Source organism: Quisquiliibacterium transsilvanicum (assembly GCF_014202215.1).
GTDB classification, from domain to species: Bacteria; Pseudomonadota; Gammaproteobacteria; order Burkholderiales; family Burkholderiaceae_E; genus Quisquiliibacterium; species Quisquiliibacterium transsilvanicum.
Genome location: NZ_JACHGB010000001.1, coordinates 492053 through 517447, shown reverse-complemented (window position 1 = coordinate 517447; position 25395 = coordinate 492053). Strand labels below are relative to the sequence as shown.

The window sequence follows — 25395 nt, the reverse complement described above, 5'->3', positions numbered from 1 at the left end:
GACGCGGCGTCATGCGCTCGGCACTCCCGTCCGAAGCCTTGTCGCGATGGTGCAGCGCGGCGCTGTGCCTGGCGCTCAGCGTCGCCTTCATCTGGGGTGCGTGGCGCCAGACCAGCGGCTTCGATGTCTGGACCTTCGAAGGCCTCCGCCAGTTGCAGGTCGCCGAGGGGCAACTGCGGGCACCCGTGGTGACGCTGCGCCATTCGGACGGCAGCGTCGCACCGGCCCCGTGGCATGCGGACAGCGCGGTGCCGTCGGCCTACCTGGTCGACTTCATCTACACGCGCTGCCCGGGCTTGTGCCGGGCGCTGGGCAGCGAGTACCAGCAGATGCAGCGCGAGCTGATCGTTCGCGGTCAGCACGACCCGGCTTACCGCGGCGTGCAACTGCTGTCGGTGTCGTTCGACCTGGCGCACGACGGCGTGCCGCAACTGCAGCGCGCCGCCGCGCAGTGGGGCGCGCAGGAAGTGCATTGGCGTTTTGCAGTTCCGGACGGCGAAGCCGACTCGCGCGCGCTGTTGCGCAGCCTGGGCGTGGTGGCCATACCCGACGGTGCAGGCGGCTTCGTGCACAACGGCGACATCCATTTGCTCGATCGAAATGGCCGGCTGCGTGGGCTGTTCGGCTTCGACGAATGGCCGCGTGCACTGGCCGCAGCGCGCAAGCTGACGGCAGGATGAGGCGCAACGCCGCGTTTTCGCCGGCGGCGCCGTGGGCACTGCTCGCCGCGCTGCCTTTGCTGCTGTTGTGGCCGGCGCTGCGCCACACGATCGAAGGCCGCATGTCGCTGCACATGCTGCTGGAGTTTCCGCTGCTGTTCGCCGCCGGCTGGGCTGCGCAGCGCTTGGGGCCGCGGATCGCCTTCGTGCACTGGCTGGACTGGCGCGGCTGGACGGGCGCTACCCTGACCAGCCTGGTGGCTGCCAGCTGGATGTTGCCGTCGCTGCTCGACCTCTCGCTGATGTCGCCGGGCGTGGCCGCGGCCAAGGTCGCCAGCTGGTGGCTTGCCGGCTGGCTGCTGGCCGACAGCTGGCGCCGGCTCGACCCCGAAGTGCTGCTGTTTCTGGTCGGCAACATCGCCTGGATGACCGCCACCGCCGGCATGCTGTTCCTGGACACGCCGCAGCAGCTGTGCGTGAACTACCTGCACGGCGACCAGCGCCACGCCGGAATTGGCCTGATGCTGCTGGCCATCGCCCTGGGCGCGATGGCGATTCGGCGGGCCATGACTGTCGATAGACGGCCGGGGCTTGATCAGGCGCACCAGGCTGGCGATCAGCCAGCCAGTGCCGATCTCGACGAGCGGGAAGTGGCGCGACAGACTCCGGCACCGATATCGGCTATTCGGCCTTGCCTGCACCCAGCAGCAGGCTGCGCAGGACGACCGCGTCGTTGTGGTCTTCGTCCTTGGCGGAAAAGACGAGCGTGACCCTCTGCGTTCGTGCCAGGTCGCACAGATGCTCGAAAGCTTCGGGGTGCCCGAGCACTTCCTCGCCATAGCGGCGCTGAAACTCCGGCCAGCGCGCCGGGTCGTGTCCGAACCACTTTCGCAACCCTGTGCTCGGCGCCAGCTCCTTCAGCCACAGGTCCAGCGCCGCATCTTCCCTGGTGACACCGCGCGGCCAGAGTCGATCGACCAGCACACGCAGACCGTCGCTCGATTCAGCTGCCTCGTAGGCGCGCTTGAGCCTGACCTGGTCGGTGGCGATGCGCGTGCTCATCGGGATTCGGCCGGAGTGGTGTGGTGGGAGTACGCCCCGGCTCAGGCAGCCGGGCCACCCTTCCTCGCCGCCACCTGGTTCATGGTGTCGAGCGCCAGGTTCGAGTGTGCATAGGCGCCCCCGGCACGCATCTCGGCGGCGAAGACGGCTTCTCCGAAGGCCTTGAATGCCGCGGCGGCAGCCGGCGCCAGCGCCTGGCGCTGGCGATGCAGCTCGACCGTTGCATCGGGATAGAGGGTGTCGTCCATGATCCGCTCCTGAAGAAAGGGATTGGCCTGATGCGGATCGTTCACTCACTCGAGGCGATTGCGCGCTCGAGCTCGACTTCGCAGCGCAGGCCTTCGAGATCGCGGCGCACGACGGCAACGGCCAGCCGCTTTCCGCCCCGGCTGTAGCTGAGCTTGCAGTCGCGTGACGCCAGCGTGCCGTCGATTTCGACCCTGTCGAAGCGCTCGGCGTGCCCGACATACGCCAGGCTGAAGTCGTACTGCTCGGTCCAGAAGAACGGCACCATGTCGAAGGGCTCGCGCTGACCGAGCATGTTGCGCGCCGCAGTCTGACCAGCGCGCCCGGCCACGACCCAATGCTCGACGCGGATCGGCTCGCCACCGAGCCGGTCCGGCCAGCGTGCGATGTCGCCGGCTGCGTAGATGCCGGCGACGCTGGTTGCCAGATAGCGGTCGACGCTGACGCCGCGATCGATCGCGAGCCCGGCCTGGCGGGCGAGTCCGAGCGCGGGCTGCACGCCGATGCCGACGACGACCAGGTCGGCGTCGATCGATTCCCCGCTGGCCAGCGTCACGGCGCTCGGGCCGATCGACGCAGGGGTCGCGCCCAGATGAAAGACGACGCCGTGCTCTTCATGCAATCCGCGCAGGAACGCGCCGACCTCGGTGCCCAGGACGCGCTCCATCAGGACCTTCTCGCGCCCCACGACATGCACCTCGACCTTGCGTGCGCGCAGCGATGCGGCGACCTCGAGTCCGATGAAGCTGGCGCCGATCACCACTGCCCGTCGCGCCTTCGCCGCCGAGGCGACGAGCGCGCGGCTGTCGGCCCAGCTGCGCAGATAGTGCACATGGGGCAGGCCGGCACCGGGTACGTCGAGCCGCACGGGGTCGGCGCCGGTGGCCAACAGCAGCGCGCCGTAGTCCTGGCCGCTGCCGCTCTCCAGCTGCACCCGGCGCTTCAGCGGGTCGATCGCAATGACTCGCGCGTTCAACTTCAGGTCGATGTGGTGCTCGCGGTAGAACTCCGCCGTACGCAGCGGGATCCAGTCCTCGGGCGCCGTGCCGGCCAGATAGCTCTTGGACAGGTTGGGGCGATCGCAGGGCAGCGAGTCGTCCGCGCTGAGCAGCGTGATCGGCCCTTCGTAGTGCTCTCGCCGCAGCATCTCGGCCGCGGCATTGCCTGCCGCGCCACCGCCGACAATGACGATCGACTCCGGATGCGCCGGCGCGCCCGGTGCGCGCGCCGATGGTGCCGAGGCACGCTCGATCCTGTCGCCGACGAACACCATGCCGGCGCGCTGCTCGACGCGCCGGCACGTCAGCGCGTTCAGCGCCGGTGCGCGCGTCGCCTGGCCGGTGCGCAGGCTGAATGACGCGTGGTGCCATGGGCAGCGCACGCAGTCGCCTTCCACCAGGCCCTCGGCCAGCGGGCCGCCATAGTGCGTGCACACGGCGCCAACTGCGAAGAACGCCTCGCCGCGGCGAACCAGGATCATCTGCTCGCCCTGGGCGTGCCCCAGCAGCGGAACACCGTCGCGCAGTGCCGATCCAGGTACGCCCTTGCAAAAGTCGGGGCCGGTGAGTTCGGGGTTCACTTCGTTCATGGCAATCCTCCAGCAAGCGTCTGGCGCTCGATGCGCCGCGTTTGCCCCCGGGCCCGACGACCGCAGCGCCGCCGCGTTCCGGATCTTGACCATGCGCGGCAGGTGCGAAGCCCGGCGGTCGAGTAACGCTCCGCCTGGACCGCTCGATGAGGCCATGCACGGAAGCCCTTGATAGATGCTTAGCGTATGCCTCTTTGCAGGCTCCCACAAGCACGAGACTGGTTGCCGTTGATGCTGCCCCGCTTCGGGGGAGATGCCGCATCGTGGCGGAGTTCGACGCGCTGCGTCGTCATTGCGCCGGCGACGCCTGGTCCACGACCGGATCCAGCGGGGACGGCATAGGCGGTGTCGCGGCCGCCGAGAGCAGCAGGCGGTGATCGACCCCCGTCCATTGGCTGCACGTCTGCCGGCGCCAGGCGAAGTCGATCGCCTGGCCATCGCGCAGCGCTGCCGTGGGCAATCGCGGGATGTGCAGGCCCAGGCTCGGCACCGGCAGTCGGCCGCCGTATCGCTTCCAGACGGCGGCCGGGCAGTCGCAGGGCCGCTTGTCGCTGCACGACAGCGCGAGCTTGACGAACTCGGCATGAGCCCACGCCAGAGGCATGGCGGAGCCGGTCGGGCGCCCCGGATGAAGCCGCTGCCCGGGCAGCGGCGCGCCGTCCCAGACCTGCTCGGGCAGCATTCCGCCAGCACTCGCCATATTTGCCATCGCCCGCAGATAGGGCAGCGGATCGCGACCGGCCAGCAGCTCGTGTTGTCCGCGCTCGCACGTAGCAGCCCGAGACGCCCGACCGATGCGCCAGCGCCGTGCCTGAAACAGCGGTGTAGTCTTCGATGCGTGCGTTCCAGTCGTCGGCCAGCGCGAGCACGAACTCGCGCGCGGCCGGCTCGACGAACTCGCCACCAGCCGCCAGTGCGGCGATGGAGACGGCGAGGGTGAAGGTGTTGATCCCTGCATCCTCCTCCCAGCGATTCTGGTCCGTGCCCGGGCCGTTGCGGGCGCTGCGCCTGGCCGAGCCCCCACCCGGAGCGCGCAATGCCGATCACCTCCATGTCGAGGCTTCCGCTGGCGACGAGCGCCTGCAGCGCGGGGTAGATCTTCCGTTGGGCGAGGTCGCCGGTCGCGTCGAACAGCAGCAGGGCGTCGCTGGGGGGCGTTCATTCCCCGCGCTCCTCGTGACCGCCGAATTCTCGGCGCATCGCAGTGAGCACGCGATTGGCGAAATCTCCGGACCCGCGCGAGGCGAAGCGTGCGAAGAGCGCCGTGGCCCGCACCGGCGCCGGCGTGCCGGTGTCGATGGCAGCCTCGAGGGTCCAGCGGCCTTCGCCAGAATCGGCAACGCGACCCTGCGCGCTCCAGGGCAAGCTCGTGTATCGGCCGCGGAACCGCGAGTCGCACGTCATCGCCTTCGCGTTCGAGATTTCGGCGTCGAGGACCGGCGAGGGCCAGTTCGAGATCTCGGTGTTCGACGAGCGGGGCGGCGCCGAGTACGACCGTAACGTGCTTATCCAGACCAACGGCTTGATCGGCGTGAAGCACTATCCGCCGATTGGCTTCGCCCCGCGCGGCAACGCCGGGCTCAGGGCGTTGAAGGGCCTTCGGGCCGCCGGGTACCGGCAAGCGGCAGCGGTTGGCAGCAATCGGTTTACCGTGGCAAGGCAAGGGCGTATCGTAAGCGCAGAAGCGCACCGCGCCGGATTCGCCGCGGTGACGCATCGGGAGATGCTCACGAGAAGCATGTGTTCAGAGGCCGGCCCCCTGTTGAAGGCCAGGCGCCATGAACGCATGTTGAAGGGGAGGGCTCCATGGCCGAGGAACTTGGCTCGATGCGCTCAGAGTTGGGCCGGTCCGCGCCGGATCAGCAGTCCTTCTCGGCCTCCGCGCCGGCAATAAGTTTGCCCAAGGGTGGCGGTGCCATCCGGGGTCTGGGCGAGAAGGTCCAGACCAATCCGGCAAACGGGACGGCCACGCTCACGATTCCCGTACCGCTGAGCAAGAGCCGCGGCGAGTTCCAGCCCGCGCTGACGCTTTCCTACAGCTCCGGATCGGGCAACAGCCCTTACGGGCTCGGCTGGTCGCTGAGTCTGCCCTCGATTTCGAAGCGCATGGACAAGGGCGTTCCGCGCCACCTGCCCTTTGCCCGCAGTGCGGAGACCATCGCGGCGGCTGACGCCGCAGCAGACATCTTTCTGCTTTCGGGAGCGGAAGATCTCGTCCCCATCAGCGCAGAAGATGCGCCGTGGGCGCCGCACCGAGTCGCGAACGGATACTTTGTGCGTAGCTATCGACCCCGCATCGAAGGGATGTTCGCGCGGATCGAGAGCTGGACGCGCATCGTGGACGGCGAGACGCACTGGCGCACTGTCTCTCGAGACAACATTCTCACCGTATACGGCGAAACGCGCGAATCACGCATCGCAGATCCGGATGATGCGCAGCGCGTTTTCGAGTGGCTCGTGTGCCGCAGCTACGACGATCGCGGCAACGCCATCGAGTATGAATACGCGGCCGAAGGCGACGAGGGTGTCGACCTCACGCGCGCGAGCGAACGCCTGCGTTCACGGAGCGCCAACCGGTACTTGAAGCGCGTCCGTTACGGAAACCGCATCCCGGTGCTGCTGGATGCGTCAACCGAGTCGGCGCGTCGAAGTCATCTTCCGCGGCCGCACATCGATCCGGAAACCGGATGGTTGTTCGAAGTCGTGCTCGACTACGGCGACGAGCCGTTCTTGCACGAACCGGAGGCAGACGGATTCGAGCGCGTGCGCTGGACGAGCGCTCCGTCGCGTCCGAGGCGTGCGCGCCGCGATCCGTTTTCGAAATCGCGCTCGGGGTTCGAGATCCGTACACATCGATTGTGCCGGCGAATTCTCGTCGCCCATCGCATGCCGGAGATGCTCGATAGCGAGCGAACGCTCGTGCGCGATCTCCAGCTGGATTACGACGAGAGAGCGCTCGGCACGCGCCTGTCACGCGTCACGCAATCGAGCTATCGCTTGCTCGATGACGGATCGTATCGGCGCCGCTCGATGCCGGCGCTGCTGCTGGAGTATGCGCCGAGCGCGCTCGACGATCCGGCGCCGCGAGAATGGAAAGTCGAGCAGCTGCCGCGCGAGAGCCTCGAGAATCTTCCCACCGGAGTCACAGGTCAGGGCTACCAGTGGACCGATCTCGATGGCGAAGGTATCGCCGGCGTGCTCGCCGAAGAGTCGGGCGTGTGGTACTACAAGCCGAACCGTGGGCATGCCCGCTTCGGGCCCGTGCAGGTGGTGCGCACCAGGCCCGCGGGCGAGGGTGGTCGAGCGCAACTGATCGATCTCGACTCGGATGGCCGCCTCGAGCTCGCGACGCTCACCCAGGGCACCGGCGGCTATTTCGATCGCACCGAGGACGGGGGCTGGGCGCCGTTCCGTCCGTTCCGCTCGTTCCCGCTCGTCGATTTCAACAGTGCCAACGTTCGTCTGACCGATCTTTCGGGTGACGGGCTTGCCGACATCCTGATTACCGACGATCAGGCGATTACCTGGCATCCGTCGCTCGGCGACGGCGGCTTCGGCGAGGCAGTCCGCGTGCGTGTGCCTTGGGACGAGGAGGGCGGTCCGCGCGTGCTGCTCGGGCAAGCGGACCAGACCGTGTTCCTCGCCGACATGTCGGGTGATGGTCTGGCGGATCTCGTCCGGGTTCGGAACGGCGAAGTCTGTTACTGGCCGAATCTGGGCCACGGACGCTTCGGGCCGAAAGTCACGATGGACGGCTCGCCGCGCTTCGACGAAGACGGCATTTTCGACGCGCGTCTGCTGCGTTTCGCCGACACCGATGGCTCCGGACCGACCGACGTGATCTACGCCGGACGCCGGGGCGTCAAGGTGTTCCTGAATGAAAGCGGGAACGGACTGAGCGCGCCGCGCATGATTTCGGAGATGGTGCTGACCGAAGGCGTGGCACTCGACGTTCTCGATCTGCTCGGGCGCGGCACAGCGTGCCTGGTATGGTCGACAGCGCTTCCAGGCATCGCATGGCGTCCGGTGCAGTTCATCGACCTCATGTGCGGCATCAAGCCTCACCTGCTGGTCCGCTGGGACAACCAGCTAGGCGCCGAAACGCGCCTGACCTACGCGTCTTCAACCAAGTTCTACCTGGCCGACCGGGAAGCCGGACGCCCGTGGCTTACACGTCTGCCGTTCCCGGTGCACGTGCTCGAACGCAGCGAGTCTTTCGATCACGTCAGCCGGAATCGATTCGTGACTCGCTTTGCGTATCACCACGGGCACTACGACGGTGAAGAGCGCGAGTTCCGTGGCTTCGGCATGGTGGAACAGTGGGACACGGAGCAGTTCGCGGCGCTCGACGGTGGTCGAGTTCCGGCCGGGAACCTCGGTGCTGAATCCAACGTCCCGCCTGTGCACACTAAGTCCTGGTTCCACACCGGCATCTGGCTCGGTGGGCCAGGTGTCTCGCGTCAACTCGAGGACGAGTACTTCCGCGAGCCTGGATCGCCTCTCAGCGCTGCCCGGGCGCAGCTCCTCGACGACACCATCCTCCCGCCGGGGCTGACGCCGGAAGAGGAGCGCGAAGCCTCACGTGCGCTGAAAGGCTCGTTGCTGCGCCAGGAGGTCTACGCAGACGACGCCGAGGGCCCTCTTGCAACCGCTGCGCAAGTGCGGCGAGCACGGACGCCGTACTCGGTCACAGAACAGAACTTCAAGATCCGGGTGCTGCAGCGCCGAGGGCTCAATCGCTACGCGGTGTTCTTCACACACGCACGCGAGGCGATCACCTACCACTACGAGCGCAATCCGAGAGATCCGCGCATTCAGCAGGCGCTCACGCTGGAAGTCGACGACTTTGGCAACCCCCTCAAGGAGGCAACTGTCGGCTACGGCCGCCGCGCTTCACCGTTGTCGACGCATTGGGATCGCGACCGGCAGACGTCGGCGCTGCTGAGCTATTCCGAGACGCGTTTTACCAACGCAGTGACGTTGCCTGACGCGCAACGCAATCCGCTGGCTTGCGAAACGACAAGCTTCGAGCTGACCGGCTACACGGCAACCGGCAGGGGCGGCCGGTACCAGGCTTCCGACTTCGTCGAGCCTGATCCGGCACATCCGGGTCGTCTGCGCCACAAGTATTGCGAGCCGGAAGTCGCCTATGAAGCGACGGCTTCGGGAAGCCGGCGGCGGCGTCCGGTCAAGCGATCGCGAACGCTCTATCGGCGCAACGATATGAGCGGGTTCCTGCCGCTGGGTGAAATCCAATCGCTTTGCCTCGCCGGCGAGAGTTACAAGCTGGCCTTCACGCCAGGCTTCCTCGATGAGGCGTTTCAGCGTCCTCGTCCAGGGCAGCCCGTCGAAGCATTGCTGCCGGATCCGGCAATCGTATTGGGCGGACGAGGCGACTCGACCGGCGGCTACGTCGACCTGGATGCGAACGGCCACTGGTGGGCACCTTCTGGCCAGGTGTTCTATCACTTGAGAGACGTCGCGCCCGCAGACGAGCTGGCGGAAGCGAGCGCGCATTTCTTCCTGGCGCGTCGCTATCTCGGTCCTGTCGGCGAGAGCTCCCTCATCGACTTCGACGTTTACGACCTGCTCGTGACGGAGACTCGCGATGCACTCGGCAATCGAGTCACCGTCAACGCCAACGATTACCGTGTCCTGCAACCGCGCCTGGTCAGCGACTCCAACCGCAACCAGACTGAAGTCGTCTTCGATACGCTGGGCATGCCGGTTGGCACCGCGGTCATGGGCAAACCGCTGCCTGCGCCGGCGGAAGGCGACGCATTGAACGGCTTCGCTGCAGACCTCACGCAAGCCGAACTGGATGGCTTGTTCGACGCGCCCGATCCACATGCCAACGCGACGGCGCTGCTGAAAGACGCGACGACCCGCATCGTCTACGACGTCGACCGCTTCCGCCGCACCCGGCTGGCAAACCCTCGCGACCCTGCCAGGTGGCAGCCGGCCTGCGCCGCCACGCTTGTTCGTGAGACGCATGCGAGCGATCCCTTGCCGCTGCAAGGCATGAAGATCCAGCTCAGCTTCACCTGCTCCGACGGCTTTGGCCGCGAGATCCAGAGGAAGGTCCAGGCGGAGCCCGGGCCGGCTGGGGCCCCGCGCTGGGTCGGCAGCGGCTGGACGGTGTTCAACAACAAGGGCAAGCCGGTCCGCCAGTTCGAGCCCTTCTTCAGCGACACCCACCGCTTCGAGTTCGATGTCCGCATCGGCGTCAGCCCGGTGCTGTTCTACGACCCGGCCCAGCGCGTCGTCGCCACGCTGCACGCCAACCACACTTACGAGAAGGTGGTTCTCGATGCGTGGCAGCAGACCACCTGGGACGTCAACGACACCTGCGCGCCGCGCAACGCGCAGACCGGCGACCCGCGCACCGATCCGGACATCGGCGGCTATGTCGCCGAGTACTTCAAGACCCAGCCCGCAAGCTGGCAAACCTGGTTCGCCGAGCGTATCGGCGGCGCGCTTGGAACGGACGAGCAAAGGGCCGCAGAGCGTGCCGCAGCCCACGCAGACACGCCGACTGCGGCGCATTTAGATGCCTTGGGACGGCCCTTCCTGACCCTGGCGCGCAATCGTGTCGACTGCGCCGGACACGACCTCGACGGCAGCGAGGACGGTGTCGCCACCCGCGCCGTACTGGACATCGAAGGCAACCAGCGCGCCGCACGCGACTCCATCCAGCAGTCCGACGACCCGCTCGGTCGTATCGTCATGCGCTCCACCTACGACATGCTCGGCAGCCGCGTCCACCAGCTCAGCATGGAAGCCGGCGCGCGCTGGGTGTTGAACGACGTGGCCGGAAAGCCCATTCGCGCGTGGGACAGCCGCGGCCACAACTTCACCACCCGGTACGACGCCTTGCGCCGCGCAGTGGAGCAGATTGTCCGCGGCACCAGTGTTCAATCCGATCCCCGCACCCTCGGTCGCGACATTCTCGTCGACAAGGTCGAGTACGGCGAGGCAGTGCCAGATGCCGAAGCGCTCAATCTGCGTACCCGGATCTATCGGCATTTCGACTCGGCCGGGGTGGCCACCAATGCGCGGCTCGATACCGACGACAACCCGATGGAGGCTTACGACTTCAAGGGCAACCAGTTGCGCAGCACGCGGCGACTGCTTCGCGACTACACCGCCATTGCCGACTGGTTGATGGATCCGAAGTTGGATGATGAAGTCTTCGAGGGCGTCGTTCGCTACGACGCGCTGAACCGCCCCATCCAATCCATCGCGCCGCGCAGCAGCCTGGCGCGCGGGAAGTTCAACGTGATTCAGCCGGTATTCAACGAGGCGAATTTTCTCGAGCGGGTGGATGTGTGGCTGGGGCGCGCGGCAGAACCCGGCGCGGTGCTGGACCCGGCCGACGAAGCAGCGTCACCGGTCGGCGTCGCCAACATCGACTACGACGCCAGGGGACAGCGCCTGCTCATCGAGTTCAAGAACGGCGCCAGCACCTCCTACAGCTACGACCCGTTCACATTCCGGCTCACCCAACTGCAGACCAGGCGCAAGGCGGCTGAATTCCCCCGCGACGATCCGCAGCCTCCCGTCGCCGGCTGGCCAGGCAGACAGGTGCAGAACCTGCACTACACCTATGACCCGGCAGGGAACATCACGCATATCCGGGACGACGCGCAGCAGACCATCCACTTCAGGAACAGGCGCGTCGAGCCGGGCAACGATTACACCTACGACGCGCTCTATCGCCTGATCGAGGCCACGGGTCGCGAACACCTGGGGCAGGGCAACGATGCCGAACGCGTGGGCCTGGTCAGTGCCGATCCGGCCGGCCGCTATGCCGCGAATGACGGCAATGCCATGGGTACATACATCGAGCGCTATGTGTACGACGCCGTCGGCAACTTCCTGCAGATGCAGCACCGCGGCGGAAACCTTGCTCATGCCGGCTGGACGCGGGCCTATGACTACCTCGAACCCAGCCTGATCGACGACGGCAGCAGCGGCACGCTGCTGAAGAACAGCAACCGCCTGACCAGCACCACGCTGCACCCTGCGGGCAACATCCCGCGGCCGGAAGCGCACCTGCATGACGCCCACGGTAACGAGCTGCGCATGCCACACCTGGGCGGCGGCATGCCCGGGCCAAACATGCACTGGGACTACAAGGACCAGTTGCGCCAGACAGACCTGGGTGGCGGTGGCACAGCCTTCCATGTGTACGACGCTTCAGGCCAGCGCGTGCGAAAAGTGTGGGTAAAGGCACCAGGCCTGACCGAAGAGCGCCTCTACATCGGCGGCTTCGAGATCTTCCGCAAGCACAGGGGGTCCATCGGTGCCGACACCATCACTCTGGAGCGTGAGACGCTGCATGTGATGGACGACACCGGGCGCCTCGCCCTCGTCGAGACATGCACGCTCGACACGGCAGGTAGTGAGCGATCGCCGCACCAGCTCATCCGCTACCAGTTCGGCAATCACCTCGGTTCCGCCAGCCTGGAGCTGGATGACGAAGGCCAGATCATTTCGTATGAGGAATACGCGCCCTACGGCAGCTCGACCTACCAGGCCGTGCGCAGCCAGACGGAGGCAGCGAAGCGGTATCGCTACACGGGCAAGGAACGCGACGAAGAGAGCGGCCTGTATTACCACGGAGCGAGGTACTACGCCGACTGGCTGGGTCGGTGGACGGCGCCCGATCCTGCCGGACTCGTGGACGGTCCGAACCCCTATGTCTATGGCCGCAGCAACCCGCTGAGCTTCACCGACTCGACCGGCACGCAGTGTGACCCGGCCACTCAGTCTTGCGTCGATCCGACGCTGGCGACCGTCGACGACCAGTCGATGACTTGCCACGCGCCCAACTCTTCGAGCTCGACCGCCGTGAGCGGAGCCTCTTCCTTGTTGGCGAGCTTCCTGAATCCAACCCTTCCGCCTGTGACATCGTCTCCGCGCACGTTCGCACTTGCGCCGGCGGGCACCGACTTTGCAGCGGAAGCCGCGGCTGGACGACAGGCCTTTCGCGCCGCGAACGTCATGCCGGCAGGGACTCAGGCACAGCACTGGACGAAGGAATTGAGCGCGGCGGCATCGAACATGGATCCGGCGGTGATGAACATGAACATGTCACCGCTGCAGACCAGTGGGCGAGCGACGGGACCCTGGAATGCGACGTCGGTCGGGCCCGCCACGACCTTGCTGACCGATCCTGTTGGTGGGCAGACTCGCTATTCGATCCTGGACGGCAGCGGCCGCGTATACGGCAACGAGCACAGGTTCGCGGACCGCTATCTCATCCCGGAGATTGAAGCCCAGATACGCGCCGCGAATCCGGGCGCATCGGCCGGAGAGGTGTCCATCGAGGCGGGCAGACAAGCGAGGTGGGTCATGACGGGGGATCCGGGTCCGACTCCGTTTGCGCCTCCGCCCGGAATGAGCGCGGGAACGCGATGGTTCGCCGCCGGCGGCGGCGCACTCAATGTCGTCGGCGGCGGGTTCATGCTGGCCAGCATCGATACCGAGCACGACCCCGGCATCGTCACCGCCGGCAAAGTGACCAGCGGCGGCGCAAGCCTGGTCGGCGGCGGAATGATGGTCGGCGGCGCCTGGATGGGCGAGGCAGCTCTCGTCGCACTGGGGGGGACGTTCGCGGCCGTAGGGGGAATCATTGCGGCTCCCATCATCATCTATGAAATGCGACCCAGAGGCTGGATCGCCATCGATCCGGTCTTGATGGAACGAGACACCCAGCGCTACCGCAATGGCGAGAACGTCAACCCGTTCTGCGCTCAATGTCATGGCCGTGGCGGCGCATTGGATCCGAACAACGACTGGAATGCCGGGGGAGCTCGTCGCGCCGCTTTCCAGAATCGAGTGCAGTGGAAATACCTGGGAGACTGAGTCATGCCACAAGTCATCCTCCTCCGCCTCGTGCCGATGAAGCCGACCAGCGGCGCCAGTTTCAGTGCGTACCTGACGAACCTCTCAATCCGCGCGTTCGACCTGTCGTTCGGCAACACGGCCGACGGCACGCTCGTCGGGCAAGCACAGGGGGCGTGGGTTCCGAACACCGGAGTCAACGCTTCGGGCCCGGCGTTCACGCCGGCGACGCAACGTATCCTGCAACACTTCTCGGTGTATCCGGTGCAGGTGAATCCGCCGCCGAATCCACCCGATCCGGACGTGCGGATCGAAGCGGTGGCGACCGCGGTCATCGAGCTGACTCCGCCGGCGACCGAGTTCAACACGACCGACCTCCGTCTCGAGATCAGGCAGGGGACGCAACTCGTCGCCTACGAGCGGCTCGACTTCAATCTGAAAGTCGAACCGAATGCGCCGATCTCGAACAACCCGCTGACCTATATCGGGCTCGATCCGCCCGCGGTGGTCGTGACCTTGCCGGATCCCGGTGTGGCGCTCGATCCCAACGCGGCGTTCGTGGATCTGCCGACGGATGGCACGCCGCCGAAGTTCGCGGCCCTGCGTACGGCGGTGGACAAGGTACTGGCGCAGGATCCCGGCGGCGGCGCCACGCTCGCCAACAGCAGCCCGCTGACTGCCGCACAGGCACGCCAGGTCGCTCGCGAGATCATCTGGAATCGCCAGCTCACGCCTGCACCCGACCGCCCGAACAATCGGCGGCTGGAGGACATGTACACGCGTCCGCAAACCGACGGGTCGTGGAGCAGCGACGATCGCGACAAGGCGGACATGGATCGCAAGCAGTACGAGGCCAGCCTGCTCGGCTACTACGCGCTCCAGAGCGCCAACTCGGATCGACTTGCCCAATACGTCTTCGCGATATCGGCTGCGGTGTGGGCCGAACAGCAGAGTGCCGCTCCGGGGCGCGCGAGTCTTCGCCTCCCGGTCGAAACCGGCACGCCGCCAACGCCGGGGTCGACGTTCAGGCAAGCCGACGTCGTCATCCAGGATAGCGGCGGCCTCACGCTCAACTTCCAGGTGCCTGCCGAGTACTTCTACGCGCTCTCCGCGGTGCTCGCCGCGGGTGTTACGGCCGAGCAACGCTACCGCATGGCGACCGATGATGACGAGTCGCGCATCGTTGCCGGCATCAGGGCGGCGATCGACGCGAACATCATCGCTGCCGCCGGCACGTCGCCAGAGAACGCGGCCCGACGTCTGGTGGCGATCGGGCGCGGGCGCGTGCAGCGGCCGGCGCTCTGCAATCTCAATCCCGCGGTGAATGCGTTGGTGACCGCGTGGCTCGCCGACATGAACGCGTCGATCGATCCGTTCTGGCAGCAGAATCCGTTTCCCGCCGCGCTCGTGGCGGGCCATCTCGATCTCGTGCTGGCGGTCGTTACTCAGCAAACCGTCATCACGGTGAACTCGGCGGCGCTGATGACGGCGATCAAGGCCATCCCGATCGCCAGCGCGGGACAGCTGAAAACGCTCACCGCGCAGGATTGGATTCTCTTCTTCCTGCCCGCGAACGCCGCGTTGCTGCCGGAGTTCACCAAGCCCGGCACGCCCGAGGAACGCGTGCAGGCGTTCGTCCGGCAGGTCCGGAAGTACTTCGAAGTGCTCTCCATCGCGCCAGCGCCGGTGTTCGGTGCGGGCGGCAATGCACTGTCGATACCGATTGCCGATAGCGATCCGTTCGGCGCGTTTCTCGCGGCAGCGCCCGGCTTCGCGTTCCCCGTGGCGAATTGGGGTGCGCCCCTCGTCGTGAACGCGTTGCAGTCCGTGTTCCCCGGCGACACAAAGGCCCAGCACTGGTTGCTCGACGCGCTGCAGACGATCGATGAATTGTTGCGCGCAACGACCGGCGTGGGCCCTGCGTCACTGCAGTTCTCGCTGCTCGAGGCGCTCTATGCGCGCGGATTCACGTCCCGCGCGCAGATTCAGGCGCTATCGCCGAGCGAGTTCGAGTATGCCCTGACCGGAGCCGTTGCCTATCCGTTTGCCGCGGCGATCCAGGTCGCCGCAGGCGGCTCGGTCGCGGGCGCGACGCCGCTGGCGTCCGGTCCGTTCACACCGATCAATCCGGACGGATCGCTCGTCAACTGCATCCCGCCCTGGCATTTGTCTCCACTCGGTCCGGTGAAATACCTGCAGGACCTGCTCGCCACGGGTGTCGGCGCCACCTGCGAGCACCCGGCCGCGACCGGCGACACGCTCGGCGAACTGATCGCGCCCCGGCGCGGACCGCTCGCCGATCTTCATGCCACCGCCGCCAATGTCTGCACGACGCTGCCGCTCATCGACATCGTCAACGAGAATCTCGAGGCCCTCGTCGATGGCGGCGCGCCCGGTGTCGTCCATGACGCCGATGAGACCATGCTCGGCGGGCACGCACTCAAGGCGGCCGATGACAAGGAAGGGGAGGGCCACGCGCCGAACGTGCTTTTCGCCGCACTACCTGAGCATTCGACGCCCGCGACACCGGTGAAGAAGCCCGGCGCCTACGCCACGCTCGAGAGCGATTTCTCGTCCCCGTTGCTGCCGTACTCGCAGCCTCTCGACATCTCGCGCTCCTATTTGTGCGCGCTCGGGACTTCGCGGTTCGCGACGATGCGAACCTTCCGCGAGCAGATCACCGAGTTCGCCATCGACGTGGACGAGGAAGCAGTCGACTTTCAGAAACAGCTCTGGCGCTATCCGGTGCGCATCGAGCTTGCCGTCGAGTACCTCGGTCTCTCGCCTGCGGAGTACCAGACTCTTTACGTGAACCCCATCGGCGCTGCCGCACTGCGCGGTATGTACGGCTTTCCGGCGGACGCGATCGACGGCGTCGACTGGAAGTCGATCGTCGTGCACGTGCCGGAGTTCCTGAAACGCACCGGCATCGAGTATTGCGAGTTCCTCGAGTTGTGGAAGTCGAAGTTCGTGGAATTCGAACGCGAGGTTCCCGAGCAGCTGAACGCGGACGGCAGCCCGGTCGACGCGCCGCCCCAGGACACCGGCTTCCCGAGCTGCGAGCCTTGCTGCCCCGAAGACCTCATCATTCGGTTCATCAATCCCGAGCTGGCCGAGGATGCGCTGCGGCGGCTGATGGTGTTCGTCCGCCTCTGGCGCTCTCTGAAATGCCTGCGCGGCGCGGGCTACCCCTTCGCGGACCTCCGCGACATCTGCATGGTGCTCGGGCTGTTCCAGGGCGGCAATGTCAATCCCCAGTTCATCCGTCAGCTTGCGTCGTTCCAGATCTTGCGTGACGACTGGCAGCTTCATCTTGGCAACGATCAGGCCGCGCCGAATGCCACCGGCGCGGCGCGTACGCGACTGCTAGGCCTGTGGAGCGGCGGGCCGGCGTCGTCGTTCGATTGGGCGGTGGAGCATCTGCTCGGGCGCATCGAGGATCGAGCCGAGCGCGAGCACGCGCCCGAACGGCGACCCGGCAGCCAACGTCGCCATCGGCCGCCCGAGTTCATCAAGGTTCTGCGGGGCAATCTCGACACACTCGCGCTGCTGAGTGGTTTCGATCCGGCTGCGGCGCGCTGGAATGCGGCGCCGACCCGTACGCTGCGCTTTGCAGAGATACTGGCGAAGATCTACGGCTCGTCGTACACGACCGGTGAGCTGCTGTATCTCTTCTCGGTGGATCAGCACCTCGATGGCGACGATCCGTTCCTTCAGCAGGACGCGAACGAAGCGCTCGACCAGCCCTTCGATTTTCCAGAGGAGGGGCATCCCTACGACCTCTGGTGCCTGCGCGAGAAGCTGCTGCGCATCCACGCAGCGGACGACGAACTCGCTGCCCTGACGTGGAACGGACTCGCGACAGCCATGCGCACGGAGTTCGGCTACGACCCGCCGGCCGGCACGGATCCGCTGCGGACCTTGGGCGAACACTTCTTCCCCGAGACACTCACGCGTTCGGGCGTGGCCGTCGGGACGCAGGCGCGCCAGTACCGAACGGCGCTCGCGGGCACCGTCGTCGGGATGTGGAATTTCCCGGATCCTGGACCCTACCAATACGACGCTGCTGCGCAGGAGCTTGTCACGACGCTGCCTCTGCGCGATGCCGACGTGCTCTCGAAGCTGAACGCGATCGAGCAGCTGACGGCGACCGAGCGAAACGCGGTTCAACAGCTGCGCTTCGCACCGCGCGCCGAGCTCGCACGGTTCTCATTCCTGTTTCCGAGCCTCGCCGCGGCAGAGACCGCACTCATCGAGGAAGCCGACGAATCCAGGCGTTGGGAGTATTTCCGCCGTGCATTCGCGACGTTCCGCAAGCGCGCGCGCGTGGTCGCGGAGCATCTCGCCGGCCACGTCGCCTACGCTTCGGACAAGAGCGAGGTTGGGGTCGATCTCGCAATGCTGATTCTTCGACGCCTGCAGGGCGACGAAAATCTGGCGACGAGCGCCTGGGAGCAGGACAGCGGCCAGATGCCCGCAGGTTTCACCTGGGCGCAGCCGACGGGTGGCGCATTGGCTGCACTGACTGGCCTCACGGGCACCGGGTTGCTCGGTGAAGTGAAAGGCTCGAGCGGCCACGCGTGGCCCGAGATGACCGGGTCGATGAGCGTGTTCGCACATGCTGCCAACGAATGGAATGCGCCGGTTCTCACGATCGTTCCAGGACTCGATTTCACGTTGCCGGCGTCAGAGCGTGAGTTCGCACTGATCCGCAACGGGCTGGCGCTGCGCGAAGCGGACGGACTGCCGCTGGCAGGCGCAGAGGGCTTTACGGCGCACTGGTCGGGCGTGCTCCTCGTCGAGAACTCGGGCACGTACACCTTTTTCGCCGGCGCGCCGACGCCGGATTGCGATCTGCCGGACTTCGAGAAGTGCGCTCACAACAAGTGGCGGGTCAATCTTCGGCGCGGGCAGAAGACGTTCCGACTGCTGAATTACCGCTGGCCTGACGAACAGGCGCCAGACCGCATTTCCGGGCCGCTGCACCTGAAGCGAGGCGCCTATTTCATCGACATCGACTTCGAGGAAACGCCGCCGGAGTTCGATGAGAGGAACGAACTGGTGCGAGCGCGCACCGGTTTCACAGTCAAGTATCAAGGCCCGGATACGGAAGACCACATCGCCGCGCTGCCGCTGGAACGCCTGTATCGCGACGTCTCCACCGGCCCGATGACGAGCGAACAGGCGGCCGCTCCGGCTGCGGCGGAGTATCTGGCCCAGCAGTACACGAGCAGCTTGCGCGACATCCGCCGCACGTATCAGCGCGCGTTCAAGGCGCTGCTTTTCTGCCATCGGTTGCGCCTGTCGGCCGCGCGGGTGGCACGGGCCAATGTCTCCGAGATCGAGTACATGCTGTCCTCGCCGGCGCTGTTTGCCGGCTGCGCGTACGTGGCAGGCGCGCCGTTCACGTCGCACCGTGCATGGCTGGATTTCAACTTCCTCCCGATCGGCGACGTCTACGGCGGCGATCCAGAGCGGAATCCCCCGGCGCCGCTCGATGCGCGTGCCACACCGACCGTGCAACGCAGACAGGCGCTGTTCGACTGGTTCGAGCGTCTCTACGACTACGCATGCATGAGGAAGATCGTCCGCAAGCGGACCGACCGCCTCGCCTGGCTCTGCTTCGTAGAAGCGACGAATCAGGAGCCGGTCGATCCGGTGCCGCTGCTCATCGATCTCGGCATCGACCTGGACCACGCGCCACTCGTGCTCGACTTCCATGACGGCGTCAGTGTCGGATGGGCGAATCTCTGTGACGATCGCTGGGCAAGCCGCTGCTGGCACGCGTCGTTGTGGGTGCGGAAATTGCTGCGGGCGTTCGTTCCGCGCGATCTGTCATTGGCGCAGCCCGACGTCTGGGCGGCGAGCACGGCGGCAGCGCTTGCCGCCGGCAACGCGAACCTGACCAGGTTCTATCGCGACGGAATGATCGAGCGCGTCCCCCGGCGCTACGCAGATCTCGAGCGTCTCAACAATCTGTTGCGAGAGCGGGGCCGTGCAGCCTTGCTTGCCTGGCTCACCGGAATGAATCGCGTGCCGCTGCCGTTCGCCGCCGGCACGTTTGCGTCGTCCGCCAAGGATCTCGGCGCCTTGTTGCTGCTCGACGTCGAGGCCGGGATCTGCGAGAAGGCGAGCCGCGTGGAGGAGGCGACCACTGCGGTTCAATCGTTCGTCGAACGCGCGCGACTCTCGCAGGAGCCGAGTTTCACGATCACGCCGGAGTTCGCGGCGGCGTGGGACAGGATCTTCGCCACGTTCCGCGTCTGGCAGGCCTGCCGCCGGCGCGTGCTCTACAGGGAGAACTGCATCGAGTGGAGCGAGCACGAGCATGCAATCCAGACGGAAGCATTCCGATTCCTCGAGTCCGAGCTGAGACGCGCCACACTGACGGCGCCTGAGCCGGGCGGAATGGAGTATTGGCCGGCGCCGTACTGGCCCGCTCACCCGTCGCTCGTTTCCTTGCAGCATCGAGAGCCGTCTCATCTCAGGCAAGTGAACCAACCTGAGAATCTCGGCCTGATGGGCAGGCCGGAGCGGCATGCGCGGCCGAGCTGGCTCGCGCCGTCACAGCTGCACGGGACCGGCGGCAGCGCACCGCAGCCGAACCCCGACGGCAACGGGGACGGCGGGCCGATTCTCCTCGCTGTGGGTGCGGTGAACGGCAATCCGGATGGCGATGGGGAAGGCAATGGCAATGGCGCTTCGCCAAAGCAGTTGCCACTCTGGCTGCAGGCGGCGGTGCGACTCGGCACTCGCTTCGTGCGCATTGCCGCGGCCGGAGAGCCGCCGGCCAGTGCTTCGTTCATGCCACCGCAGGGCTCGGCATCGCCTTGCTGCTGTGATTGCGGGAGCGTGCATCCACCAGTGATGGACGAGTACTACTTCTGGCTCGTGAGCTCGGAGTACTACGATCCCACCGCTCTGAACGACGCGGACAGGACGCTGTATCAGGATGCAGACTGGGGCGCCACAGCCGGCGACATCACGTCCGGTTGGCATCGCCCCGATCAGCTGCCGAAACTTCTCGCGTGGCCCCCAAAGCCGATGGTGAAACTTGCGTGGGTGCGCGTCCACAACGGCGAGTTCCAGACGCCGCGCCTCTCGGACGATGGCGCGAACGTGGATCCAAAGGCAGCGGGCGAGCCGCAGCTCGAGTTCGACGGTCGCGTGGGAGACTCGCTGCAATTCCGCATCACCAATGCCGCTGCGCTCCCGCTAGGCTACACAGATCCATCGCCGTGGGGCTTCCGGTACGACATCGCTCCGGACACGGCCGTTGTGCTCCCCGAGGTGATCCTGACTCCGGCGCCCGCGGGGCCGTTCCCGCCATCGCTGTCGGCGTATCCGTTCTTCGTGTACTTCCTGCCTGGTGCGCCGCTCGAGCCGTCGGTGTACTCGACCGCGATGACCGTCGCGGGAACGCTCCGCACTCACTGCCGCTATGAGGCGGCGCTGAAGTGGTACGAGATCTACTTCGCACCGGGCGATGCGGATCTGCGTTGGGCCACGTGCCGCAGGCCGCCGCCTGACGCGCCAACCGTTCTGAGCGCCGTGCGCGGTGTCGTGCGGACGGATCAGGATCCGTGCTGCGATACCCTCGTGAGAACCGATCTCGCGGCCCGGCAGCGGAGCACCGTGCTGTCCTATATGGAGACCATGCTCCAGTACGCGCAATCGGCGATGTGCCGAAACTCGCCCGAAGCTTACGCAGTCGCCAGGCTGCGCCTCGATATGCTGTCCAGAGTCCTCGGCGAGCGGCCCCGTACGATTTTCGGTCAGGATGACGGCAACAATCGGAAGACGGTGGCGGACTTCGTGCCGCGATTCCCGCCGCTCAATCCGCGTCTCCTGGAGATCTACGATAACGTCGCCGATCAGCTCGATGCGCTCAATGAATGTCTCACGAAGGCGAGGCTGAAGGGCGGCGTCCTTCATGCGGATGCGTCCTACTGGGGCGACGACCCGGTGCGGCGCGGATGGAGAACCGCGGCGGCCAGTTGCGTGGATGACGACGGCTGCTGCTGTCCGCCCAGCCCCTACCGCTTCCAGTTCCTGCTTCAGCGCGCGCTGGAGACTGCGGGCGAGGTGCGTGCGCTGGGTGCAGAGTTGCTCGCAGCGTTCGAGAAAGGCGACGCCGAGTTCCTCGCGGCCATGCGCGCGCGGCACGAGCGGAATCTGCAGAACCTGACGGAGGAGATCCGTCGCATGGAGTTCCGCGAAGCGGACTGGCAGGTCCAGGCACTCCAGAAGTCGAAGCAGTCCGCGCAGGCGAAGCGGCAGTACTACGCGGACCTGATCGCCAGCGGGCTCATCCCGAAGGAGCAGGGCTATCAGAACCTGACGGGTGTCTCGACGACGACGCGCGCGGCCGGCAACGCAGTCGAGGCCGTCGGCCAGGTCATGAACCTCATTCCCGACAACACGACGGGCGCGGCGGGTATCGCGTCCACGCCTGTGTCGGTGTTCCAGATGCCGATCGGCACGAAGCTGGCGCATGCCTTCGCCGCGGCTGCCCGGATTCTGTACACGGTCGCCGATATCACCTCGAGCCATGGCGGACTTTCCCTGACCGAGGGCGGTTGGGATCGGCGCGAAGCCGACTGGATATTCCAGGTCACGGTACTCGATATCGACATCCAGCAGATCGAGCGCCAGATTCTGGCCGCCGAGCGCAAGCGGGATACCGCGCTCCGTCACCTGAACAACCTGGCGCAACAGAAGCAGCAGGCGGCGGAGCTCCAGGACTTCCTGCGCGACAAGTTCACGACTCACGCGCTCTATCTGTTCCTGCAGCAGGAGACGGCGGCGATACACCGCCAGATGTTCGAGGTCGCCTGGTGCTGGGCACGGCAGGCGCAGCGGGCGTTCCAGCTGGAACGCGAGCTGACGACGCAAACCTACCTGCCGCTCAATGTCTGGGATGGATTGCACGAAGGTCTGCTCGCCGGCGAGCGCCTGTCCAACTCCTTGCGCGCGATGGAGAAGGCGTACCACGATCAGAATCGGCGCGAGCAGGAGCTCGTCACGCGCCTGACCCTGCGACTCGATTTCCCGCTCGCGTTCCTGCAGCTGAAGGCGACGGGGGCGTGCGAGATCGAGATTCCAGAATGGCGTCTAGATCGCGAATATCCTGGGCACTACCTGCGCCGAGTCAAGTCGGTGAGTCTGACGATCCCCTGCGTTGCGGGCCCGTACACCGGCGTTCATTGCAGGCTCACGCTGTTGAGCAGCGCGACTCGCATCGAGCCCACGCTGCTCGACATCGAACAGTGCTGCCCTGGCGAATGCACGTGCGGCTGCTGCGAGAGCCTGCGTTATGAGGCCGCGAAAGACGATCCGCGCATCGTGAAGCGATATGGCGCGACCGAAGCGATTGCGACCTCCACCGGGCACAACGATACCGGACTGTTCGAGCTCAACTTCCGTGACGAGCGCTATCTGCCCTTCGAGTACGCGGGCGCGGTCAGCCGCTGGCGGATCGAGCTGCCGATCGAGACGAACGCATTCGACATCGACACGATGAGCGACCTGATCTTCCAGTTGAGCTACACCGCTCGCGAAGGAGGATCGGCGCTCCGCAAGGCGAGCTGGGCGGCAGCGTCTTGCCTGCTACCGGGCGCCGGGCTGCGCTTTTTCGACTGGAGACAGGATTTCTCGGACTCGTGGCAGCGCTTCAAGGCACTCGTGCCGCCCGTCGAGGACGCGGAGTGCATCCGTGCGCTGAGCTTGCGGATGAGTCGCGTCATGTTCCCGTTCCTGCCAGGCCAGCGACCCGTCCGGATGCGGCGTGTCGAGCTGTGGTTCGAGGCGCAGACGCGCGAGGGCGTGCGGAATCACGAGATCGAATTCGTGCCGGCCAGAGATTGCGAATGCGACGAGAACGACGAGGAGTGCTGCGAACGCTATTTCCTGACCTGCGTCTCGAGCGAAGACTGGCCTTGCCTGTTCCACGGGGTCCTCGAGTATCCGTTCCCCTTCCTGTGCGACGAGCGCCCGGTCACGATCGGTGACTTCCTGTTCCCCGAGAGTGTCGGAGTCGTGCACCTTGCGTACCTGGTGTGCTCCTACGAGGCTGGGCCGCCAGAGCGCTGCTTGCCCAGGCAGCCGGTATGCGAGATCGACTGTTCGGTCCGGTGCTGAGAGGGACGGGGGCCTGCTTGATCACAATAGGAGACTTGATTTATGGCCAAGCCAACAAGCCACGCAGCCACAGAACCGCGCGGAGCGCGCACGCCCTCTGCGCCACCGACGACGCCTCTGGCGCCCGCGACGCGAACCGCGGAAGCAATGAAGCTCGTCGAGGTCAGGCCCGGTTTCTTCCTCAACCTTGAACACGTCGTCAGCGTGCGGGTTTTGACCCAGGAAGAGGGCGAAGTCTATGCAGTCCTGCAACTGTCGAACGGCGACAGCCAAGATCTCACTCGCAGCGAGTTCATCGCGATTACCGGAGAAGAACCGCGCCTGCCGATGCGCCTGCCGCACTTGACGGGGAAGACTACGAAATCAGTGAAGAAATAGCGCCGGAAATCGGCAGTGCGCCCCGAACGCGCGCACCAACTGGAACGCCGGTCCAGGACCGGCGTTCTGCTTGCGAGCGACCAGGGGTCGCTCTGGGAGCAAACTTCAGATCTTCCGGCGCCGGCGAGAAACCGCTGCCAAGCCAGCGAGACCAAGGCCCACCAGCGCAAGCACGCCAGGCTCCGGGACTTCCTGCGGGCCGCAGTTCTCGGTGCACTCCTCCGGCTTGTCGGCGATGCCCAGCGATCTGCTCATGAGTGCCGGCGCCTGAATGCATAAGATTTCTCGACATTCAGATCGCACGCACGCAATGCTGCGCCGTTCAGCCAAGCCGCACCGGCACCCGGCGCCAGCCGCCCAGAGGATAGGTTTCACGCACCGGCGCGGCGTCGGGCGCGGGCTCGATGCTCGGCGTGGCCTGCAGGAGCGCGTGCACCGCGACGACGAGCTCCATCGTCGCCAGCGACCGCCCCGGGCAGGCGTGGATGCCGACGCCGTAGACGAGGTTGTGCGGCGCGTTGCGATCGGGCCGGTAGGCATCCGGGCCGCCAAAGACGGCCTCGTCGCGGTTGGCCGAGGCCCAGTTGAGGTAGACGCGGGTTCCCACGGCGAGCTCGTGGTCGTCGATGCGAACGGCCGTCGTCGTCACGCGCCGATTGACGAGGAAGGGGTCGTCGATGCGCAGCATCTCGTCGATCGCTGCCGCGAGCCCTGCCGGGCGCTCCCGCAGTTCCTGCTGAACATCCGGATGTGTCGCGAGGAACCAGACGACGACGCCCAGCGCCGCCGCCATCGACCCGAGGTCGCCCGCGGTCCAGTTGCGCAGGATGGAGACGATGTCGGCCTCGTCGAGCGCTTGTCCGTCGAGAGTGGCAGCAAGCAGTGCGGTCGTCGGGTCGGCAGGTGCAGCCGCGCCCGCTGCGCGCCGCCGCTGCAGCTGCGCGCGGATGATCTCGTCGAACGCGGCGGCGACCGCGGCGGTTCGCGCACGGTCACCACTGCGCGTGGCGGCGTGATTGTCCGCCATCCATCCGAGCAGTTCGTCCTCGATGCCCCGCCAGCCCAGCCACTCGGTCTGCGCGCGCACGGCGAGCGGGGCACCGATCTGCGCCACCGCGTCGACGGTGGCGCCGCGCGGCAGCGCAGCCACGACGGCATCGGCAATCGCGCGAACGCGTGGCTCGAGCGCGGCGATCTGCGCGGGTGTGAAAAAGGTGTCGATGAGCCCGCGCCACGCCGCATGCTCCGGCGGGTCCATCGCATTCGGCACCGCGCGCCGCGCCAACGCGGCCGACGAGAAGGTCTGCGAGTCTCGCGCCGCGGCAACGACGTCGGCATGCCGGAACAGCGTGACGCCACGGGGCGACTCGGCCAGCGGGCAGGCGGCTCGCCGGCTGTCGTACGCGCCGAGCTGGTCGGCGAGCACATCGGGAGACAGTGGCTCCCAGACCGGTATGGACTTGCTCATGAGAG

11 protein-coding genes and 2 pseudogenes are annotated in these 25395 nt (G+C 66.4%); 5 read left to right on the top strand and 8 right to left on the bottom strand.

Annotation, left to right across the window (positions count from 1 at the left end):
* The first annotated feature begins 11 nt into the window (after window positions 1-11).
* Both HNQ70_RS02320 and HNQ70_RS02315 read left to right on the top strand, forming a co-directional pair.
* A complete protein-coding gene (locus HNQ70_RS02320) occupies window positions 12-680 on the top strand; it encodes an SCO family protein (protein WP_183963848.1) in 669 nt (222 codons plus the stop codon).
* Window positions 677-1429: a hypothetical protein gene (locus HNQ70_RS02315; RefSeq protein ID WP_183963846.1), complete on the top strand. Its 753-nt coding sequence runs from the start codon at window positions 677-679 to the stop codon at window positions 1427-1429. The genes HNQ70_RS02320 and HNQ70_RS02315 overlap by 4 nt, the downstream gene beginning before the upstream one ends.
* Here the strand turns inward: HNQ70_RS02315 and HNQ70_RS02310 are convergent.
* The 6 genes and pseudogenes from HNQ70_RS02310 to HNQ70_RS02285 form a co-directional block, all read right to left on the bottom strand.
* Window positions 1341-1721, bottom strand: a complete 381-nt coding sequence (locus tag HNQ70_RS02310; RefSeq protein ID WP_183963844.1) for a DUF488 domain-containing protein — start codon at window positions 1719-1721, stop codon at window positions 1341-1343. The two genes, HNQ70_RS02315 and HNQ70_RS02310, sit on opposite strands and share 89 nt — an antisense overlap.
* 41 nt (window positions 1722-1762) lie before the next feature.
* On the bottom strand, window positions 1763-1969 hold the full coding sequence (locus HNQ70_RS02305; RefSeq protein ID WP_183963842.1) for a hypothetical protein: 207 nt from the start codon (window positions 1967-1969) through the stop codon (window positions 1763-1765).
* A 41-nt stretch (window positions 1970-2010) separates the two neighbouring features.
* A complete protein-coding gene (locus tag HNQ70_RS02300) occupies window positions 2011-3555 on the bottom strand; it encodes an FAD-dependent oxidoreductase (protein WP_183964292.1) in 1545 nt (514 codons plus the stop codon).
* A 289-nt stretch (window positions 3556-3844) separates the two neighbouring features.
* Entirely contained in the window at window positions 3845-4237 is a 393-nt protein-coding gene (locus HNQ70_RS02295) for a hypothetical protein (protein WP_183963840.1), read from the bottom strand.
* A 350-nt stretch (window positions 4238-4587) separates the two neighbouring features.
* Window positions 4588-4689, bottom strand: a pseudogene (locus tag HNQ70_RS20580) (hypothetical protein); the annotation flags it as partial.
* 24 nt (window positions 4690-4713) lie between these two features.
* Window positions 4714-4902: pseudogene (locus HNQ70_RS02285) on the bottom strand (phosphogluconate dehydrogenase (NAD(+)-dependent, decarboxylating)); the annotation flags it as partial.
* Window positions 4903-5361: 459 nt separating this feature from the next.
* Between HNQ70_RS02285 and HNQ70_RS02280 the strand changes: the two are divergent.
* The 3 genes from HNQ70_RS02280 (at window position 5362) to HNQ70_RS02270 (ending at window position 23922) form a co-directional block, all read left to right on the top strand.
* Window positions 5362-13425: a SpvB/TcaC N-terminal domain-containing protein gene (locus HNQ70_RS02280; RefSeq protein ID WP_246434551.1), complete on the top strand. Its 8064-nt coding sequence runs from the start codon at window positions 5362-5364 to the stop codon at window positions 13423-13425.
* Window positions 13426-13428: 3 nt separating this feature from the next.
* Window positions 13429-23544, top strand: coding sequence for a Tc toxin subunit A-related protein (locus tag HNQ70_RS02275; RefSeq protein ID WP_183963838.1), 10116 nt, complete (start codon window positions 13429-13431; stop codon window positions 23542-23544).
* 147 nt (window positions 23545-23691) lie between these two features.
* The gene (locus tag HNQ70_RS02270) at window positions 23692-23922 is read left to right on the top strand and encodes a hypothetical protein (protein WP_183963837.1); all 231 of its coding nucleotides are present in this window, start codon (window positions 23692-23694) and stop codon (window positions 23920-23922) included.
* A 105-nt stretch (window positions 23923-24027) separates the two neighbouring features.
* Here the strand turns inward: HNQ70_RS02270 and HNQ70_RS02265 are convergent, their stop codons facing one another.
* Window positions 24028-24177 carry a PEP-CTERM sorting domain-containing protein gene (locus HNQ70_RS02265; protein WP_183963836.1) on the bottom strand — a complete coding sequence of 50 codons (150 nt, stop codon included), beginning with the start codon at window positions 24175-24177 and terminating at the stop codon, window positions 24028-24030.
* A gap of 67 nt (window positions 24178-24244) precedes the next feature.
* Window positions 24245-25390, bottom strand: a complete 1146-nt coding sequence (locus HNQ70_RS02260) for a cytochrome P450 (RefSeq protein ID WP_183963835.1) — start codon at window positions 25388-25390, stop codon at window positions 24245-24247.
* Window positions 25391-25395 lie beyond the last annotated feature (5 nt).

Excerpts from the sequence above, each read along its gene's own strand:
- HNQ70_RS02320 (WP_183963848.1), top strand. The coding sequence starts at position 12 with ATGCGCTCGGCACTCCCGTCCGAAGCCTTGTCGCGATGGTGCAGCGCG.
- HNQ70_RS02315 (WP_183963846.1), top strand. The coding sequence starts at position 677 with ATGAGGCGCAACGCCGCGTTTTCGCCGGCGGCGCCGTGGGCACTGCTC.
- HNQ70_RS02310 (WP_183963844.1), bottom strand. The coding sequence starts at position 1,721 with ATGAGCACGCGCATCGCCACCGACCAGGTCAGGCTCAAGCGCGCCTAC.
- HNQ70_RS02305 (WP_183963842.1), bottom strand. The coding sequence starts at position 1,969 with ATGGACGACACCCTCTATCCCGATGCAACGGTCGAGCTGCATCGCCAG.
- HNQ70_RS02300 (WP_183964292.1), bottom strand. The coding sequence starts at position 3,555 with ATGAACGAAGTGAACCCCGAACTCACCGGCCCCGACTTTTGCAAGGGC.
- HNQ70_RS02295 (WP_183963840.1), bottom strand. The coding sequence starts at position 4,237 with ATGCTGCCCGAGCAGGTCTGGGACGGCGCGCCGCTGCCCGGGCAGCGG.
- HNQ70_RS02280 (WP_246434551.1), top strand. The coding sequence starts at position 5,362 with ATGGCCGAGGAACTTGGCTCGATGCGCTCAGAGTTGGGCCGGTCCGCG.
- HNQ70_RS02275 (WP_183963838.1), top strand. The coding sequence starts at position 13,429 with ATGCCACAAGTCATCCTCCTCCGCCTCGTGCCGATGAAGCCGACCAGC.
- HNQ70_RS02270 (WP_183963837.1), top strand. The coding sequence starts at position 23,692 with ATGAAGCTCGTCGAGGTCAGGCCCGGTTTCTTCCTCAACCTTGAACAC.
- HNQ70_RS02265 (WP_183963836.1), bottom strand. The coding sequence starts at position 24,177 with ATGAGCAGATCGCTGGGCATCGCCGACAAGCCGGAGGAGTGCACCGAG.
- HNQ70_RS02260 (WP_183963835.1), bottom strand. The coding sequence starts at position 25,390 with ATGAGCAAGTCCATACCGGTCTGGGAGCCACTGTCTCCCGATGTGCTC.